Here is a 14,793-nt window from a genome sequence, read left to right as displayed (position 1 = left end):
TCGGAGCTTGAACACAATGAGCCATCAATCTGATTTGATCAGCGAGGACATCCTCGCCTACCTGGGCCAGCACGAGCGTAAAGAGCTGCTGCGCTTTCTGACCTGCGGTAACGTCGACGACGGCAAGAGCACCCTGATCGGGCGCCTGCTGCACGACTCCAAGATGATCTACGAAGATCATCTGGAAGCCATTACCCGCGATTCGAAGAAAGTCGGCACCACCGGGGACGATATCGACCTGGCGCTGCTGGTCGATGGCCTGCAGGCCGAGCGCGAGCAAGGCATCACCATCGATGTCGCGTACCGCTATTTCTCCACCGCCAAGCGCAAATTCATCATCGCCGACACCCCCGGCCATGAGCAGTACACCCGCAACATGGCCACCGGTGCCTCTACCTGTGACCTGGCGATCATCCTGGTCGACGCGCGCTACGGCGTGCAGACCCAGACCCGTCGCCACAGCTTCATCGCCTCGTTGCTGGGCATCAAGCACATTGTCGTGGCCATCAACAAGATGGACCTCAAGAACTTCGACCAGGGCGTGTTCGAGTCGATCAAGGCCGACTACCTGAAGTTCGCCGAAGGCTTGAAGATGAAGCCCACCAGCATGCACTTCGTGCCGATGTCGGCCCTCAAGGGTGACAACGTGGTGAACAAGTCCGAGCGTTCGCCGTGGTACACCGGCCAGTCGCTGATGGAAATCCTCGAGACCGTGGAAGTGGCGGGCGACCGCAACTTCACCGACCTGCGTTTCCCGGTGCAATACGTCAACCGTCCGAACCTGAACTTCCGCGGTTTCGCCGGCACCCTTGCCAGCGGCATCGTGCACAAGGGCGACGAAGTGGTGGTGTTGCCGTCGGGCAAGAGCAGCCGCGTGAAATCCATCGTCACCTTCGAGGGTGAGCTGGAACATGCAGGTCCGGGCCAAGCCGTCACGCTGACCATGGAAGACGAGATCGACATCTCCCGTGGCGACCTGTTGGTGCATGCCGACAACGTGCCGCCGGTCACCGACAGCTTCGAAGCGATGCTGGTGTGGATGGCCGAAGAGCCGATGCTGCCAGGCAAGAAATACGACATCAAGCGCGCCACCAGCTACGTACCCGGTTCGATCGCCAGCATCGTCAACAAGGTCGATGTGAATACCTTGGAAGAAGGTCCGGCCAGCGCGTTGCAACTCAACGAAATCGGCAAGGTGAAGATCGCCCTGGATGCGCCGATCGCCCTGGACGGTTACGAGAGCAATCGCACCACCGGCGCGTTCATCGTCATCGACCGCCTGACCAACGGTACCGTCGGCGCGGGCATGATCGTGGCCCAGCCGCTGGCCCATGGCAGCAGCACCCACCACGGCAAGCTGGCCCATGTGTCGGTGGAAGAACGTACCCAACGCTTCGGCCAACAGCCGGCCACGGTGCTGTTCAGCGGCCTGTCGGGCGCGGGCAAGAGCACGCTGGCCTACGCGGTGGAACGCAAGCTGTTCGACATGGGCCGCGCAGTGTTCGTGCTCGACGGGCAGAACCTGCGTCACGACCTGAACAAAGGCCTGCCGCAGGATCGCAGCGGGCGTACCGAAAATTGGCGCCGTGCGGCCCACGTCGCCCGCCAGTTCAACGAAGCCGGCTTGCTGACCCTGGCCGCGTTCGTTGCACCAAGCGCCGAAGGGCGTGAACAGGCCAAGGACCTGATCGGCCGCGAGCGGCTGTTGACGGTCTACGTCCAGGCCTCGCCAACGGTATGCGCCCAGCGTGATCCGCAAGGGTTGTATGCGGCCGCTGGCGATAACATCCCGGGCGAATCCTTCCCGTATGACGTGCCGTTGGATGCCGACCTGGTGATCGACACGCAGTCGCTGACGTTGGAAGAAAGCGTCAAGCAGGTGCTGGATCTGCTGCGCAAGCGTGGGGCGATCTAAGGGAAACAGCTGCAAGCTTCTAGCTTCAAGCGGCAAGTAAAAGCCCGCAGGTGAGTGATCATCGGCGGGCTTTTTGTTATCTGGAAGGACGCCATCGCGAGCAAGCTCGCTCCCACAGGGTATGTATGAACACCACGATCTATTGTGGGAGCGAGCTTGCTCGCGATGAGGCCAGTGCAGCCCCCTCAGGACTTGGCGGGGTACTCGCGATGCATCTGCTCCAGCAACGCATCCTTGTCCTGCCACAACTGGTTGATCCAGCCCTGGAACTCCAGGCGATAGTCCCCGTCCTGGTCGTAGCTTTTGCCGATGAACTGCGGCGGTATCTTCAACTCTTGGAAATGCACCACCACCTCGCCAACGTTGCCGCAGAGCAAATCCCAGTACCCCGGGCGACCGCCCGGATAATGGATGGTCACGTTGATGATCGACTCCAGTTGCTCACCCATCGCATCAAGCACGAACGCGATGCCGCCAGCCTTGGGCTTGAGCAGGTAGCGAAACGGTGACTGTTGCTGGGCATGCTTGTCTTCGGTAAAGCGCGTGCCCTCGACGAAATTGAAGATGCCCACCGGGTTGTTGCGGAACTTCGCACAGGTCTTGCGGGTGGTTTCCAGGTCCTTGCCTTTCTTCTCCGGATGCTTTTCCAGGTAAGCCTTGGAGTAGCGCTTCATGAACGGAAAGCCCAGCGCCCACCAGGCCAGGCCGATCACCGGCACCCAGATCAACTCTTGCTTGAGGAAAAATTTCAACGGGCGGATGCGTCGGTTCAGCACGTACTGCAACACCATGATGTCGACCCAGCTCTGGTGATTGCTGGTGACCAGATACGAATGCTGGTAATCGAGGCCGTCCAAGCCGCTTAGATGCCAGCGGGTAGGGCGCACCAGGTTCATCCACGCCTTGTTGTTGCTGATCCAGGCCTCGTGGATATGGCTCATCAGCCAGTCGGTGAAGCGCTGGGCGGCGGGGAAGGGCAGCAGCAGCTTGAAAATCGCCACGATGAACAGCGGTGTGCAGCAGGCGATGGTATTGAGCGCCAACAGCAGCGAGGCAATGACGCCGCGCAAGGGGACAGGCAGGAAATCCAGCATTGATCAAATATCCATGGGTCGGTTGGCGGCCTGGATCGCGGTCAGGGCGATGGTGTACACGATGTCGTCGACCTGGGCGCCGCGCGGCAAGTCGTTCACCGGCTTGCGCAGGCCTTGCAGCATTGGCCCGAGGCTGACGCAATCGGCGCTGCGTTGCACGGCCTTGTGGGTGGTGTTGCCGGTGTTCAGGTCCGGGAAGATGAACACCGTAGCCCGGCCTGCCACCTGGCTATTGGGAGCCAGTTGCCGCGCCACGGTTTCGTTGGCGGCGGCGTCGTATTGCAACGGGCCGTCGATCAGCAGACCGTGTTGGGCCTCGTGGGCCAGCAGGGTGGCTTCGCGGACTTTTTCCACTTCTTCGCCACTGGCCGACTCGCCGCTGGAATAGCTGAGCATCGCCACCCGCGGCGTAATGCCGAACGCGGCGGCCGAGTCGGCGCTTTGCAGGGCAATTTCCGCCAGTTCCGCTGCGCTCGGGTGTGGGTTCATCACACAGTCGCCGTAGACCAGGACTTCTTCGGGAAACAGCATGAAAAACACCGATGACACCAGCGAACAGCCCGGCGCGGTCTTGATCAGTTGCAGGGCCGGGCGGATGGTGTTGGCGGTGGAATGAATGACGCCCGAAACCAGCCCGTCCACTTCATCCAGCGCCAGCATCATGGTGCCGATGACCACGGTGTCTTCCAATTGCTGCTCGGCCATGGGGGCGTTCAGGCTCTTGCTCTTGCGCAGCCGCACCATGGGCTCGACGTAACGTTCACGAATCGCGTCCGGATCGAGAATCTCCAACCCCGGCGGCAGTTCGATGCCTTGGGCGCGGGCCACCGCTTCGACGTCGGCCGGTTTCGCCAGCAATACGCAGCGGGCGATGCCTCGGGCCTGGCAAATGGCAGCGGCCTGGACGGTCAGCGGTTCGCTGCCTTCGGGCAACACGATCCGTTTGTTGGCGGACTGGGCACGCTGGATCAATTGATAGCGGAACACCGCGGGCGACAGGCGCATCTCCCGTGGCGTGCCGCAGCGCTGGTGCAGCCATTTGGCGTCCAGGTGACTGGCGACGAAATCGGTGATGATCTCCGCGCGTTCGCGGTCATCGATCGGGATTTCCTTGTTCAGGCCGTGGAGCAGGTTGGCGGTATCATAGGAGCCGGTGCTCACCGACAGTACAGGCAAGCCCGCCTGCAAGGCGCCACGGCACAGCTCCATGATGCGCGGATCGGGCAGGGTGTCGCTGGTCAACAACAGGCCCGCCAGCGGCACGCCATTGATCGCCGCCAGGCTCACGGCCAGGATGATGTCGTCGCGATCCCCGGGGGTTACCACCAGCACGCCGGGCTTGAGCAGTTCTACCGTGTTGCGCATGGTGCGGGCACAAATGATGACGTTGCTCATGCGTCGGGTTTCGTAGTCGCCGGCGTTAAGCACCTGCGCGCCCATCAGGTCCGCGACGTCGCGGGTGCGCGGGGCGTTGAGTTCGGGGCGGAAGGGGATGCAGCCGAGCAGGCGGAAGTCGCCGCTGCGCAGCAACGGCGAGTGCTCCTTGAGCCGGGCGGTGAACGCCTCCATGCTCTCGTCGGTGCGAACCTTGTTCAGGATCACGCCGAGGACTTTCGGGTCCTTTGGCCCGCCAAACAGCTGCGCCTGCAACTCGACGCGACCGGACAGCTCCGTCAGCACTTCGTTTTCCGGCGCCGACACCAGGATGACTTCGGCGTCCAGGCTCTTGGCCAGGTGCAGGTTGACCCGTGCGGCATAACTGGCGCTGCGGGTCGGGACCATGCCTTCGACGACCAGCACGTCCTTGCCGATGGCGGCCTGCTGGTACAGGGTGATGATCTCTTCCAGCAGTTCGTCGAGCTGGCCATCGCCGAGCATGCGCTCCACGTGGGCCAGGCCCAGCGGCTGTGGCGGTTTGAGGCCATGGGTGCGGGCCACCAGTTCGGTGGAACGTTCCGGGCCGGTATCGCCAGGGTGAGGCTGGGCGATGGGTTTGAAGAAGCCGACTTTCAGCCCGGCCCGTTCAAGGGTACGCACCAGCCCGAGGCTGATGGAGGTCAGACCCACACCAAAATCGGTGGGCGCGATAAAAAAAGTTTGCATGCGGATTCTCTAAGGGTGCATGACGAGTGTCCTGTATTTGTGCAACAGGACACCAGGGCGCGACCTATGGCTGGTCGTCTACCCACAATTCAGTCGCCAAGGTTATCGCTAACCGGGCCCTGAGCGCACCAGCCGCAATCAAAGGGCTGGCCTAATTTTTCAATACGTTGCGCAGGGTCCAGCACCCAGGCCCGGGACTGCCACGGTGGCTGGTGGCGCAGATGCTGGGTGTGGCCGCAGGACAGCTCGGCTACCCAGTGCCCCTCTTCATCCTGATGGAAGCCCGTGACCGTCGGTCTGTTCGCGCTAGCCCGTTTGTCCGGGTTCCGTTCGCTTTCGGGCAAATCCTTGTTTAGACTTGTCCGTTCTTCATTCTTATGCAAAAGGTCTCGCCCCATGCTGATCGCCGCCAATAAGGCTGTCTCCATCGACTATACCCTGACCAACGACGCTGGTGAGGTCATCGACAGCTCTGCCGGCGGCGCTCCGCTGGTCTACCTGCATGGTGCAGGCAACATCATCCAGGGCCTGGAAAAAGCCCTGGAAGGCAAAACCACCGGTGACGAGCTGACTGTGGCTGTCGAGCCGGAAGACGCCTATGGCGAGTACTCCGCCGAACTGGTCAGCACCTTGAGCCGCAGCATGTTCGAAGGTGTGGATGAGCTGGAAGTGGGCATGCAGTTCCACGCTTCCGCCCCCGATGGCCAGATGCAGATCGTGACCATCCGCGACCTGGACGGCGACGACGTGACCGTTGACGGCAACCACCCGCTGGCCGGCCAGCGCTTGAACTTCCAGGTCAAGATCGTCGACATCCGTGATGCCAGCCAGGAAGAAATCGCCCATGGTCACGTCCATGGCGAAGGCGGCCATCACCACTGATTTCTGCGCTACGCTCAGGTAACCAGTGAACTGGAAAGGCGCCGTACGGCGCCTTTTTAGTCACTTGCTGTTAGCATCAACCACGGCTGTTTCGAAAAGATCTGCGAATTGGAGTTCGTCATGAGTGCTTTCCACGACCTGAAATTGAAAACCCTGGATGGTCAGGAGCTTGCTCTGGCGCCGTTCAAGGGACAAGTCGTGCTGGTGGTCAACGTCGCCTCCAAATGTGGCCTGACGCCTCAGTACGCGGCACTGGAAAATCTCTATCAGCAATACAAGGCCCGGGGCTTCAGTGTGCTGGGCCTGCCCTGCAATCAGTTCGCCGGACAGGAGCCGGGAACCGAGCAGGAAATCCAGGAATTCTGCAGCCTCAACTATGGCGTGACGTTTCCGTTGGCCAGCAAGCTGGAAGTGAACGGTCCTGACCGTCATCAGCTGTACCGCCTCCTGGCGGGCGAAGGGGCCGAGTTCCCAGGAGACATCACCTGGAATTTCGAAAAATTCCTGCTCGGCAAGGACGGCCGGGTGCTGGCACGGTTCTCGCCGCGTACTACGCCGGATGATCCTGCCGTGATCCAGGCGATCGAGAAAGCGCTGGGCTAAGCCATACGCTGAGCCCTTGTGGCGAGGGGATTTATCCCCGCTGGGCTGCGTAGCAGCCCTAAAACGGGATATCTCGGTGTGCCAGGCTGATCGAGCCGCTTGCTCTTGGGGCTGCTTCGCAACCCAGCGGGGATAAATCCCCTCGCCACAAGTTTTGCTTTCGGGCTGTACATTCGGTTCAGTCCACCCAATCGCGATTCACTCCGCTCCCTTCTAACCCTTAATCACTCCAATCAATAGTGCTATCCAGCGCTGGGCACGCTCCATATTATCCTCGTCATATCTGAACTGCGACGCGTTCCTTGGAGAGCCTGATGCCTGTACAAGCCCTGTTCAAACCCTTTCACCTCGGCGCCCTCGAGCTGCCGACCCGGGTGGTGATGGCGCCGATGACCCGTTCCTTTTCGCCGGGTGGCGTACCGAACGCCAAGGTGATCGAGTATTACCGTCGTCGCGCAGCGGCCGGGGTCGGGCTGATCATCACTGAAGGCACGACGGTCGGCCACAAGGCTTCCAACGGCTATCCGAACGTGCCGCACTTCTACGGCGATGCCGCGCTGGCGGGCTGGAAAGACGTGGTCGATGCCGTGCACGCCGAAGGTGGCAAGATCGTCCCGCAGTTGTGGCATGTGGGCAGCGTGCGTCGCATCGGGACTGAACCGGACGCCAGCGTGCCGGGTTATGGTCCGAGTGAAAAACTCAAGGACGGCCAGGTGGTGGTCCACGGCATGACCCAGGCGGACATCGACGAAGTCATCGCCGCCTTCGCCCAAGCGGCCAAGGACGCCCAGGAGATCGGCATGGACGGCGTGGAAATCCATGGCGCCCACGGTTATCTGGTTGACCAGTTCTTCTGGGAAGGCAGCAACCAGCGCACGGATGGCTACGGCGGCAGCCTCGCCAATCGCTCACGTTTCGCGATCGAATTGATCCGTGCGGTGCGTGCGGCCGTGGGCGAGGGTTTCCCGATCATCTTCCGCTTCTCCCAATGGAAACAGCAGGACTACACCGCGCGCCTGGTGCAGACGCCAGAAGCGCTGGGTGAATTCCTCAAGCCATTGGCCGACGCTGGCGTGGATATCTTCCACTGCTCGACACGTCGCTTCTGGGAACCGGAATTCGAAGGTTCCGAACTGAACCTGGCCGGCTGGACCCGCAAACTCACCGGCAAGCCGACGATCACCGTGGGCAGCGTCGGCCTGGATGGCGAGTTCCTGCAGTTCATGGTCAATACCGACAAGGTTGCGCAACCGGCCAGCCTGGAGAAACTGTTGGAGCGCCTGAACAAGGAGGAATTCGACCTGGTCGCAGTGGGGCGTGCGTTGCTGGTGGATCCGGACTGGGCGCAAAAAGTACGCGAAGGGCGGGAGCAGGAGATCTTGCCGTTCAGTCGCGAAGCGTTGATGACCTTGGTTTAAGCGGCGCCTGATCCGCCGCTATCGCGAGCAAGCTCGCTCCCACATTTGATCTTCAGCGCACTCATTGTGGGAGCGAGCTTGCTCGCGATGGCGACCTCAGCATCACCGAATAATCAAAGCACTGTCGGCGCAGCGGGCATTCCATGTTCGCCCACGCAAACGCCGCGCAACTGCGCCTCGAACTGCTCGACCACCGACGCCCAGCCCTGGCGGCTGGCGTGCTGCCGTGCATTGAGCCGCACGCATCGCAAGGCCTCGCGCTCTTCCAGCAGCCAACGAGCGGCGTCGCAGAACGCTTCTTCATCCCCCGGCATTGCCAATACGCCGTTATAGCCATGGCGGATGTGTTGCGCCGCCGCCGCCTGATCGTATGCCACCACGCCCAGCCCGGAGGCCAAGGCTTCCAGCACGACGTTGCCGAAGGTTTCGGTCAGGCTCGGAAAAATGAACATATCCCCCGATGCGTAATGGGCCGCCAACGCTTCGCCTCGTTGCGCGCCACAGAAAATGGCTTCGGGCAATTGCTGTTCGAGGGCGAGCCGCTGCGGGCCGTCGCCCACGACGACCAATTGAATCCGTCGCGTCGGAAAAGCGTTGCGCAGGGTGTCGAAACTGCGCTTGAGCAGCCCCAGGTTTTTCTCCGGCGCCAAGCGTCCCACGTGGATGACCGCAATGTCGTCATCGCCCAGCCCCCAGGTTTCGCGCAGGGTGGCCGAGCGTTTGGCTGGATGAAACAACTGGCTGTCGACCCCGCGCGACAACATCGCCACGCGCTCGAAATGCCGGCGCTCCAGCTCCAGGCGCTGACTGTGGCTCGGCACGAGGGTCAGGCGGGAGCGGTTATGAAACCAGCGCAAATAATGGGTCAGCACCCGGCTCAACAATCCGAGCCCGTACTGTTGGGTGTATTGCTGGAAGTTGGTGTGGAAGCCGCTGACCACTGAAATGCCCAGGCGCCTCGCCGCCCGCAGGGCCGACAAACCCAGTGGTCCTTCGGTCGCGATGTACAACACGTCGGGGCGATGGCGTTTCCAGCGGCGCAGCAGCTTGTGCATCGAGGCTTGCCCCCACTGCAAGCCCGGGTACCCCGGCAGCGGCCAACCTCGACAGAGCAATAACTGGTCGTCGCTGACCTGGCCTTGATCACCGGCCTGACGGGGGCGGATCAGCTCCACCCGGTGCCCGCGGGCACGCAAGCCCTCGTAGAGACGGCCGAGGGTGTTGGCCACGCCGTTGATTTCCGGCGCAAAGGTTTCGGTAACGAGGGTAACGTGCAGGTGTGTGGTCATGACCCCAGTGTCGACCGGGGCCGTTGCGTCATTGTGACGCCCGTATGATGGATTTGTGACCGGCTCAGCCCTGTCGCGCCAACGCCGTCTCGGCACCCTGTTCGCGCACCCAGAACAGCGTCGCCCCGGCCACCGCTGCCGGCATCATCAGGACGTTGACCACCGGGATCAGCAACACCAAGTACACGCTGCCGCCAAAGCCCAGGCTCTGCCAGCGTTTTTCCCGCAGCCAGGCGAGCATTTCGTTCCAGCCCAACTTGTGGTTGTCCGCCGGGTAGTCGATGTATTGGATCGCCATCATCCAGATGCCGAACAGCAACCACAGCGGCGCGGCCACGATATTGATCACCGGAATGAACGACAGTGCGAACAGGCCCAGGGCCCGTGGCAGGAAATAGCCGAGCTTGCGCGCTTCCCGGGCCAGTGTCCGGGGGATCATGGCGATCAGTTCGCCCCAACTGAACGCCGGGAAATCATCCGTACCGCGTACCACCACTTCGACTTTCTCGGCGAGAAAGCCGTTGAACGGTGCAGCGATGATGTTGGCGAGCATGGTGAAGGTGAAAAACACCATCAGCACTACAAGGACGACGAACAACGGCCATAGGACATAGCTCAGGAAACTCAGCCAATCCGGCAGCGACGGCATCAACGTATCGACCCACAGGCTGAACTGATGGCCAGCCAGGTAGATCAACCCGACGAACAGCACCAGGTTGATCGCCAGGGGCAGCAGCACAAATAGCCGCAGGCCGGGGCTCAAGATCAGTTTGAGGCCCTCTCGCAAGTATTGCGGGCCGGACAGGACGGGGGCGGGCATAGGTGGCTCCGAGGATAGGTGGACGCGCCGACCTTACCGGCTTTGCTCGATGCGGGAAAGCCACGACACGGCGTGTAACAAAGGTTTAAGGTTCGTTGCTATCGTGCACGCCGCAGCGAATAGAGCTCACCTATGAGCTGGATTGTTAAACCGTATTTCCTTAATCTTCGCTCCCTCGATACGCTGCACCCATTCTTTTTTCAGGACTGTCGAACCCAAGCCTTCCCCAAGTGCGTCAACGGTCCTTTTTTATTCGCGCCGCTCACCCGGCGTTCCGGCCCGCAAGGTCCGGTCAACAGGAGCAGGTCATGTCTGAAGTCCGTCATTCGCGTGTGATTATTCTCGGTTCCGGCCCTGCCGGTTACAGCGCTGCGGTTTATGCAGCCCGTGCCAACCTCAAGCCGCTGCTGATCACCGGCATGCAGGCCGGCGGCCAATTGACCACCACTACCGAAGTCGACAACTGGCCGGGCGACGTCCACGGCCTGACCGGTCCGGCCTTGATGGAACGCATGAAGGAACACGCCGAGCGCTTCGAGACCGAGATCGTCTTCGACCACATCAATGCCGTGGATTTCGCCGCCAAGCCATACACCCTGACCGGCGACAGCGCGACCTACACCTGTGATGCCCTGATCATCGCCACTGGCGCCAGTGCTCGCTACCTGGGCTTGCCATCGGAAGAGACGTTCATGGGCAAAGGCGTGTCCGCCTGCGCCACTTGCGACGGTTTCTTCTACCGCAACAAGCCAGTAGCTGTGGTCGGTGGCGGCAATACCGCGGTCGAAGAGGCGCTGTACCTGGCCAACATCGCCAGTACCGTTACCCTGATCCACCGTCGCGAAACCTTCCGCGCCGAGAAGATCCTCATCGACAAGCTCAATGCACGTGTCGCTGAAGGCAAGATCATCCTCAAGCTCAACGCCACCCTGGACGAAGTATTGGGCGACAACATGGGCGTGACCGGTGCTCGCCTGAAGAACAACGACGGCAGCTTTGACGAGATCAAGGTTGACGGCGTGTTCATCGCCATCGGCCACACGCCGAACACGTCGTTGTTCGAGGGCCAGTTGGAACTCAAGGACGGCTACCTGGTGGTCAAGGGCGGCCGTGACGGCAACGCCACCGCCACCAGCGTCGAAGGTATCTTCGCGGCCGGCGACGTGGCCGACCACGTCTATCGCCAGGCGATCACCTCGGCCGGTGCCGGTTGCATGGCGGCCTTGGACACCGAGCGTTACCTAGACGGCTTGCAGAACGCTTCGTTCTGATTCACCAGGCAATAAAAAAACCGGCATCGGCCGGTTTTTTTGTGCGCGGACATCTGCCGGTGAACCCTGTGGGAGCGGGCTTGCTCGCGAAGGTGGTGTTCCAGTCGACATCGATGCTACTGACACACCGCCTTCGCGAGCAAGCCCGCTCCCACAAGTCCTCTGTTTGGTCCGAAGATCGGTTGTCAGGCCAGTTCGGCCAAGCACGCTTCCAGGATATCCAACCCCTCTTCCAGCACCGCCGGCTCGGTCGTCAACGGCGCCAGCAGGCGGATGATGTGCCGCGATTTCCCGCTGGGCATCAGCAGCAAACCGGATTCCCGCGCCGAGGCCAGTAATTGCGTCAGTTGCGCCGGGGCCGGAGTGCCATCGGCGTGGGCCAGTTCGATCCCGCGCATGGCGCCGACACCGGTCAAGCGGCCCAGGTAATGGCTCAGTCCGCGACGGCGCCAGGATTCGTAGCGGCTGACGATCGCCTCTTCCTGTTGTGCGCCCCACGCGTGGAGGTTGGCGTCGGTCATCTCGTCCAACGTTGCCAGCGCGGCGGCACAGGCGAGGGGGTTGCCGGAATAGGTGCCGCCAAGACCACCCTTGGGCAGGTTGTCCATCAGCGACTTGCGTCCCACCACCGCCCCAAGCGGGACACCACCAGCGATGCTTTTGCCCAGCAGGATCAGGTCGGGCTCGATGCCCAGTCGCGAAAATGCAAAGCGCTGGCCGGTGCGACCGAAACCGGACTGGATCTCATCGATGATCAGCACGATGCCCTTGTCGTGGCAGAACTGTCGCAGCGCCTGGGCGAAATCCACGTCCATCGCCAGGAAACCGGCTTCGCCCTGCACCGGCTCGACGATAAAGCAGGCCACGTCGTTCACATCGATCTCGACGCTGAACAACCTGTCCATGGCTTTCAAGGCCTCGGCGCACGTCACGCCGTTGTCCTGGCTAGGGTAGGGCAGGTGGTAGACCGGCCCGGGCAGTACGCCGACTTTCTGCTTGTAGGGAGCGACCTTGCCGTTGAGATTGAGCGTGGCCAGGGTTCGACCATGAAAGCCGCCATCAAAGGCGATGACGGCTGTGCGACCCGTGGCGCCGCGCACAATCTTGAGCGCATTTTCCGCCGCTTCGGCGCCGCTGTTGGTGAGCATGCCGCTCACTGGGTAATCCACCGGGATAAACGCTGCCAGGCGCTCCATCAAGTCAAGATAAGGCGTATGGGGGGCTGCGTTGAACGCGTAATGAGTCAATCGGGTGGCTTGCTCGCGGATGGCCTCGACGATGCGGGGATGACAGTGGCCGAGGTTCAACACACCGATGCCCCCGACAAAGTCGATGTAGCGCTTGCCGTCGGTGTCCCAGACCTCGGCATTTTTTCCATGGCTGAGGCTGATAGGGTGAACGAAGGAAATCGATTGGCTGATGGTTTCGCGGCTCATGGGGGGGCGGCTCGGACGAAGAAAAAATGTCCGTTATCTAAGCCGCGAGCAGCAGCGCCCGGCAAACGAAATAAAGTTGCCGGGTCAATCATAAAAGTCGGGATGTGGAACAGGTGCGGATCTTGCGAGGATTGTTTGCGTGACGACAAAGCTTTTGTGGCGAGGGAGCTTGCTCCCGCTCCAGTGCGAAGCGCTGGCATTGGGCTGCGGCGCAGCTACTTTTGTGAGTGCTGTGCACTCAAGCGGGAGCAAGCTCCCTCGCCACGAAAGCAGGTGGGTCAGCGGCGTTGCAGTGGCTGGGCTTCGAACTTCACGCCGGCCAAGCCGTGGGCCATCAACGCGCGGATATTGCCGTGGTCGCTCCCCTCGGGCGTGTTCAGCACCGAGCGATAATGTTCGCCGAATGCCAAGAGCGCCTCTTCGTCGCTCAAGCCTTCAAGCAGGGCCAGGCCCAACGTCTTGCAGGAGCCTTCGTTCTGCCCAGCCGCGTTCTCGACGCCACCGTTATGGAAGGCTTGGGGCTGGTATTCGTAGCCCTCGGCAATATAAGCGAGGGTGTCAGCGAAAGCATGTTCACCGCTCTTGAGGCTGGCGCGAAAGGTATTCAGGTCAGGCATCGGGATTTCCTTTGGCGAACGCCGCTTGCTGTTCGGCGCTGGCCTCTTTCTGGTATTGGGCTTTCCATTCGGCATAGGGCATGCCGTAGACAACTTCACGCGCATCGTCGAGGCTGACCTCGATCTGGCGCTCGTCGGCGGCGGCCTTGTACCACTTGGACAGGCAGTTGCGACAGAAACCGGCGAGGTTCATCAGGTCGATATTCTGCACATCCTTGCGGCTGTCCAGGTGGGCCACCAGTCGACGGAAAGCGGCGGCTTCGATTTCGAGGCGTTGTTGGTCGTTCATGGGAGTCTCTGCGAGGCAGCTTCAAGGGGCAAGCTTCAAGCTGCAAGAGTGGATTTGCGGTGGTCAGGCTTGAAGCTTACAGCTTGAGGCTTGCAGCTGCTACGAAGTAGCCCGACTTGCCGCGAGGGTAATCGACACGGACTCGGCGAAGCGCAAGGCGTGCGGCTTGTCGACTTCGACCTCGGCGTACAGCACCGACTCGTTGGCCATGACCAGGTCCAGCAACTCCTGGGTCAGGCGTTCGAGCAGGGCGAAGCGGTTGCCTTCCACATGGGCGATGATCGCCTTGGTGATGGTGCGGTAGTTCAGCGCATGGTCGATGTCGTTGTCGCGCACGGCCTCTTGCGCCGCGTAGAGGATGGTCAGGTTGATCAGCACATCCTGTTTGTTGAGGATCTCGTCTTCATTGATCCCGATGAACGTACGCAGGCGCAGATCCTTGACCTTGATGCGCGCCATGGCGGGCTGAAGTTGTGGCATTTATTGGCTCCGTCGAATCAATTGCAGGAATTCCTGGCGGGTGTTGCTGGACTCGCGAAAAGCGCCAAGCATCACCGAAGTATTCATGGTCGAGTTCTGTTTCTCGACACCGCGCATCATCATGCACATGTGCTGGGCTTCGATCACCACCGCCACGCCGGCGGCCTGGGTGACTTGTTGCACCGCGTCGGCGATTTGCCGGGTGAGGTTTTCCTGGATTTGCAGGCGGCGGGCGAACATGTCCACCAGCCGGGCGATCTTCGACAGCCCCAGGACCTTGCCCGTAGGAATATAAGCCACATGGGCCTTGCCGATGAAGGGCAGCAGGTGATGTTCGCACAGCGAATAAAGCTCGATATTGGCAACGATCACCATTTCGTCGCTGTCGGAGGCAAACAGGGCACCGTTGACGATCTGCTCGACGCTCTGCCCATAACCATGGCAAAGGTACTCCATGGCCTTGGCGGCGCGCACCGGCGTGTCCAGCAGGCCTTCGCGCTCCGGGTCTTCGCCCAGGCCGATCAGGATCTCGCGGTAATGCTGGGGCGATAGGGCCATGGTGTTTCCTCGGAACAG

General features: G+C 61.4%; 15 protein-coding genes. 5 read left to right on the top strand and 10 right to left on the bottom strand.

The window, feature by feature from the left end:
• Positions 1-16 precede the first annotated feature (16 nt).
• Positions 17-1,915, top strand: a complete 1,899-nt coding sequence (cysN, locus tag AB4N42_RS27190) for a sulfate adenylyltransferase subunit CysN (RefSeq protein WP_030139873.1) — start codon at positions 17-19, stop codon at positions 1,913-1,915.
• A gap of 185 nt (positions 1,916-2,100) precedes the next feature.
• Here the strand turns inward: cysN and AB4N42_RS27185 are convergent, their stop codons facing one another.
• The 3 genes from AB4N42_RS27185 to AB4N42_RS27175 form a co-directional block, all read right to left on the bottom strand.
• Entirely contained in the window at positions 2,101-3,009 is a 909-nt protein-coding gene (locus AB4N42_RS27185) for an acyltransferase (protein WP_198797763.1), read from the bottom strand.
• Between the two features lie 3 nt (positions 3,010-3,012).
• On the bottom strand, positions 3,013-5,112 hold the full coding sequence (pta, locus tag AB4N42_RS27180; protein ID WP_030139875.1) for a phosphate acetyltransferase: 2,100 nt from the start codon (positions 5,110-5,112) through the stop codon (positions 3,013-3,015).
• 89 nt (positions 5,113-5,201) lie between these two features.
• Positions 5,202-5,540 carry a DUF3565 domain-containing protein gene (locus AB4N42_RS27175; RefSeq protein WP_080628553.1) on the bottom strand — a complete coding sequence of 113 codons (339 nt, stop codon included), beginning with the start codon at positions 5,538-5,540 and terminating at the stop codon, positions 5,202-5,204.
• Between AB4N42_RS27175 and AB4N42_RS27170 the strand changes: the two genes are divergently transcribed.
• The 3 genes from AB4N42_RS27170 to AB4N42_RS27160 all read left to right on the top strand — a co-directional run bounded on the left by AB4N42_RS27170 (position 5,509) and on the right by AB4N42_RS27160 (position 8,015).
• A complete protein-coding gene (locus AB4N42_RS27170) occupies positions 5,509-5,994 on the top strand; it encodes an FKBP-type peptidyl-prolyl cis-trans isomerase (protein WP_181287611.1) in 486 nt (161 codons plus the stop codon). The two genes, AB4N42_RS27175 and AB4N42_RS27170, sit on opposite strands and share 32 nt — an antisense overlap.
• Positions 5,995-6,114: 120 nt before the next feature.
• Positions 6,115-6,597 (top strand): glutathione peroxidase, encoded by a 483-nt coding sequence (locus AB4N42_RS27165; protein ID WP_030139878.1) that lies wholly within the window; start codon positions 6,115-6,117, stop codon positions 6,595-6,597.
• 314 nt (positions 6,598-6,911) lie between these two features.
• Positions 6,912-8,015, top strand: coding sequence for an NADH:flavin oxidoreductase (locus AB4N42_RS27160; protein ID WP_431146193.1), 1,104 nt, complete (start codon positions 6,912-6,914; stop codon positions 8,013-8,015).
• Between the two features lie 113 nt (positions 8,016-8,128).
• Here the strand turns inward: AB4N42_RS27160 and AB4N42_RS27155 are convergent, their stop codons facing one another.
• On the bottom strand, positions 8,129-9,304 hold the full coding sequence (locus AB4N42_RS27155; protein WP_030139880.1) for a glycosyltransferase family 4 protein: 1,176 nt from the start codon (positions 9,302-9,304) through the stop codon (positions 8,129-8,131).
• Between the two features lie 64 nt (positions 9,305-9,368).
• Complete coding sequence (gene cysZ / locus AB4N42_RS27150) at positions 9,369-10,124, bottom strand: sulfate transporter CysZ (protein ID WP_030139881.1); 756 nt, start codon at positions 10,122-10,124, stop codon at positions 9,369-9,371.
• A gap of 308 nt (positions 10,125-10,432) precedes the next feature.
• Between cysZ and trxB the strand changes: the two genes are divergently transcribed.
• Positions 10,433-11,395, top strand: a complete 963-nt coding sequence (gene trxB / locus AB4N42_RS27145) for a thioredoxin-disulfide reductase (protein ID WP_030139882.1) — start codon at positions 10,433-10,435, stop codon at positions 11,393-11,395.
• A gap of 185 nt (positions 11,396-11,580) precedes the next feature.
• On the opposite strand, the gene AB4N42_RS27140 is transcribed toward trxB, so the two are convergent.
• The 5 genes from AB4N42_RS27140 to folE form a co-directional block, all read right to left on the bottom strand.
• Complete coding sequence (locus AB4N42_RS27140) at positions 11,581-12,831, bottom strand: 2-aminoadipate transaminase (protein WP_030139883.1); 1,251 nt, start codon at positions 12,829-12,831, stop codon at positions 11,581-11,583.
• A gap of 278 nt (positions 12,832-13,109) precedes the next feature.
• Positions 13,110-13,448, bottom strand: coding sequence for a HopJ type III effector protein (locus AB4N42_RS27135; RefSeq protein WP_030139884.1), 339 nt, complete (start codon positions 13,446-13,448; stop codon positions 13,110-13,112).
• The gene (locus AB4N42_RS27130; RefSeq protein WP_460115589.1) at positions 13,441-13,737 is read right to left on the bottom strand and encodes a DUF1244 domain-containing protein; all 297 of its coding nucleotides are present in this window, start codon (positions 13,735-13,737) and stop codon (positions 13,441-13,443) included. Before AB4N42_RS27130 ends, AB4N42_RS27135 begins: the two co-directional genes overlap by 8 nt.
• Before the next feature lie 99 nt (positions 13,738-13,836).
• Positions 13,837-14,217 (bottom strand): dihydroneopterin triphosphate 2'-epimerase, encoded by a 381-nt coding sequence (folX, locus tag AB4N42_RS27125; RefSeq protein WP_025211888.1) that lies wholly within the window; start codon positions 14,215-14,217, stop codon positions 13,837-13,839.
• Entirely contained in the window at positions 14,218-14,775 is a 558-nt protein-coding gene (gene folE / locus AB4N42_RS27120) for a GTP cyclohydrolase I FolE (protein WP_030139886.1), read from the bottom strand.
• Positions 14,776-14,793: the final 18 nt, after the last annotated feature.

The sequence above is a fragment of the Pseudomonas sp. H2_D02 genome (assembly GCF_054677635.1).
The sequence above is the reverse complement of the archived record's forward strand: the minus strand, read 5'-3'. Positions and strand labels throughout refer to the sequence as shown.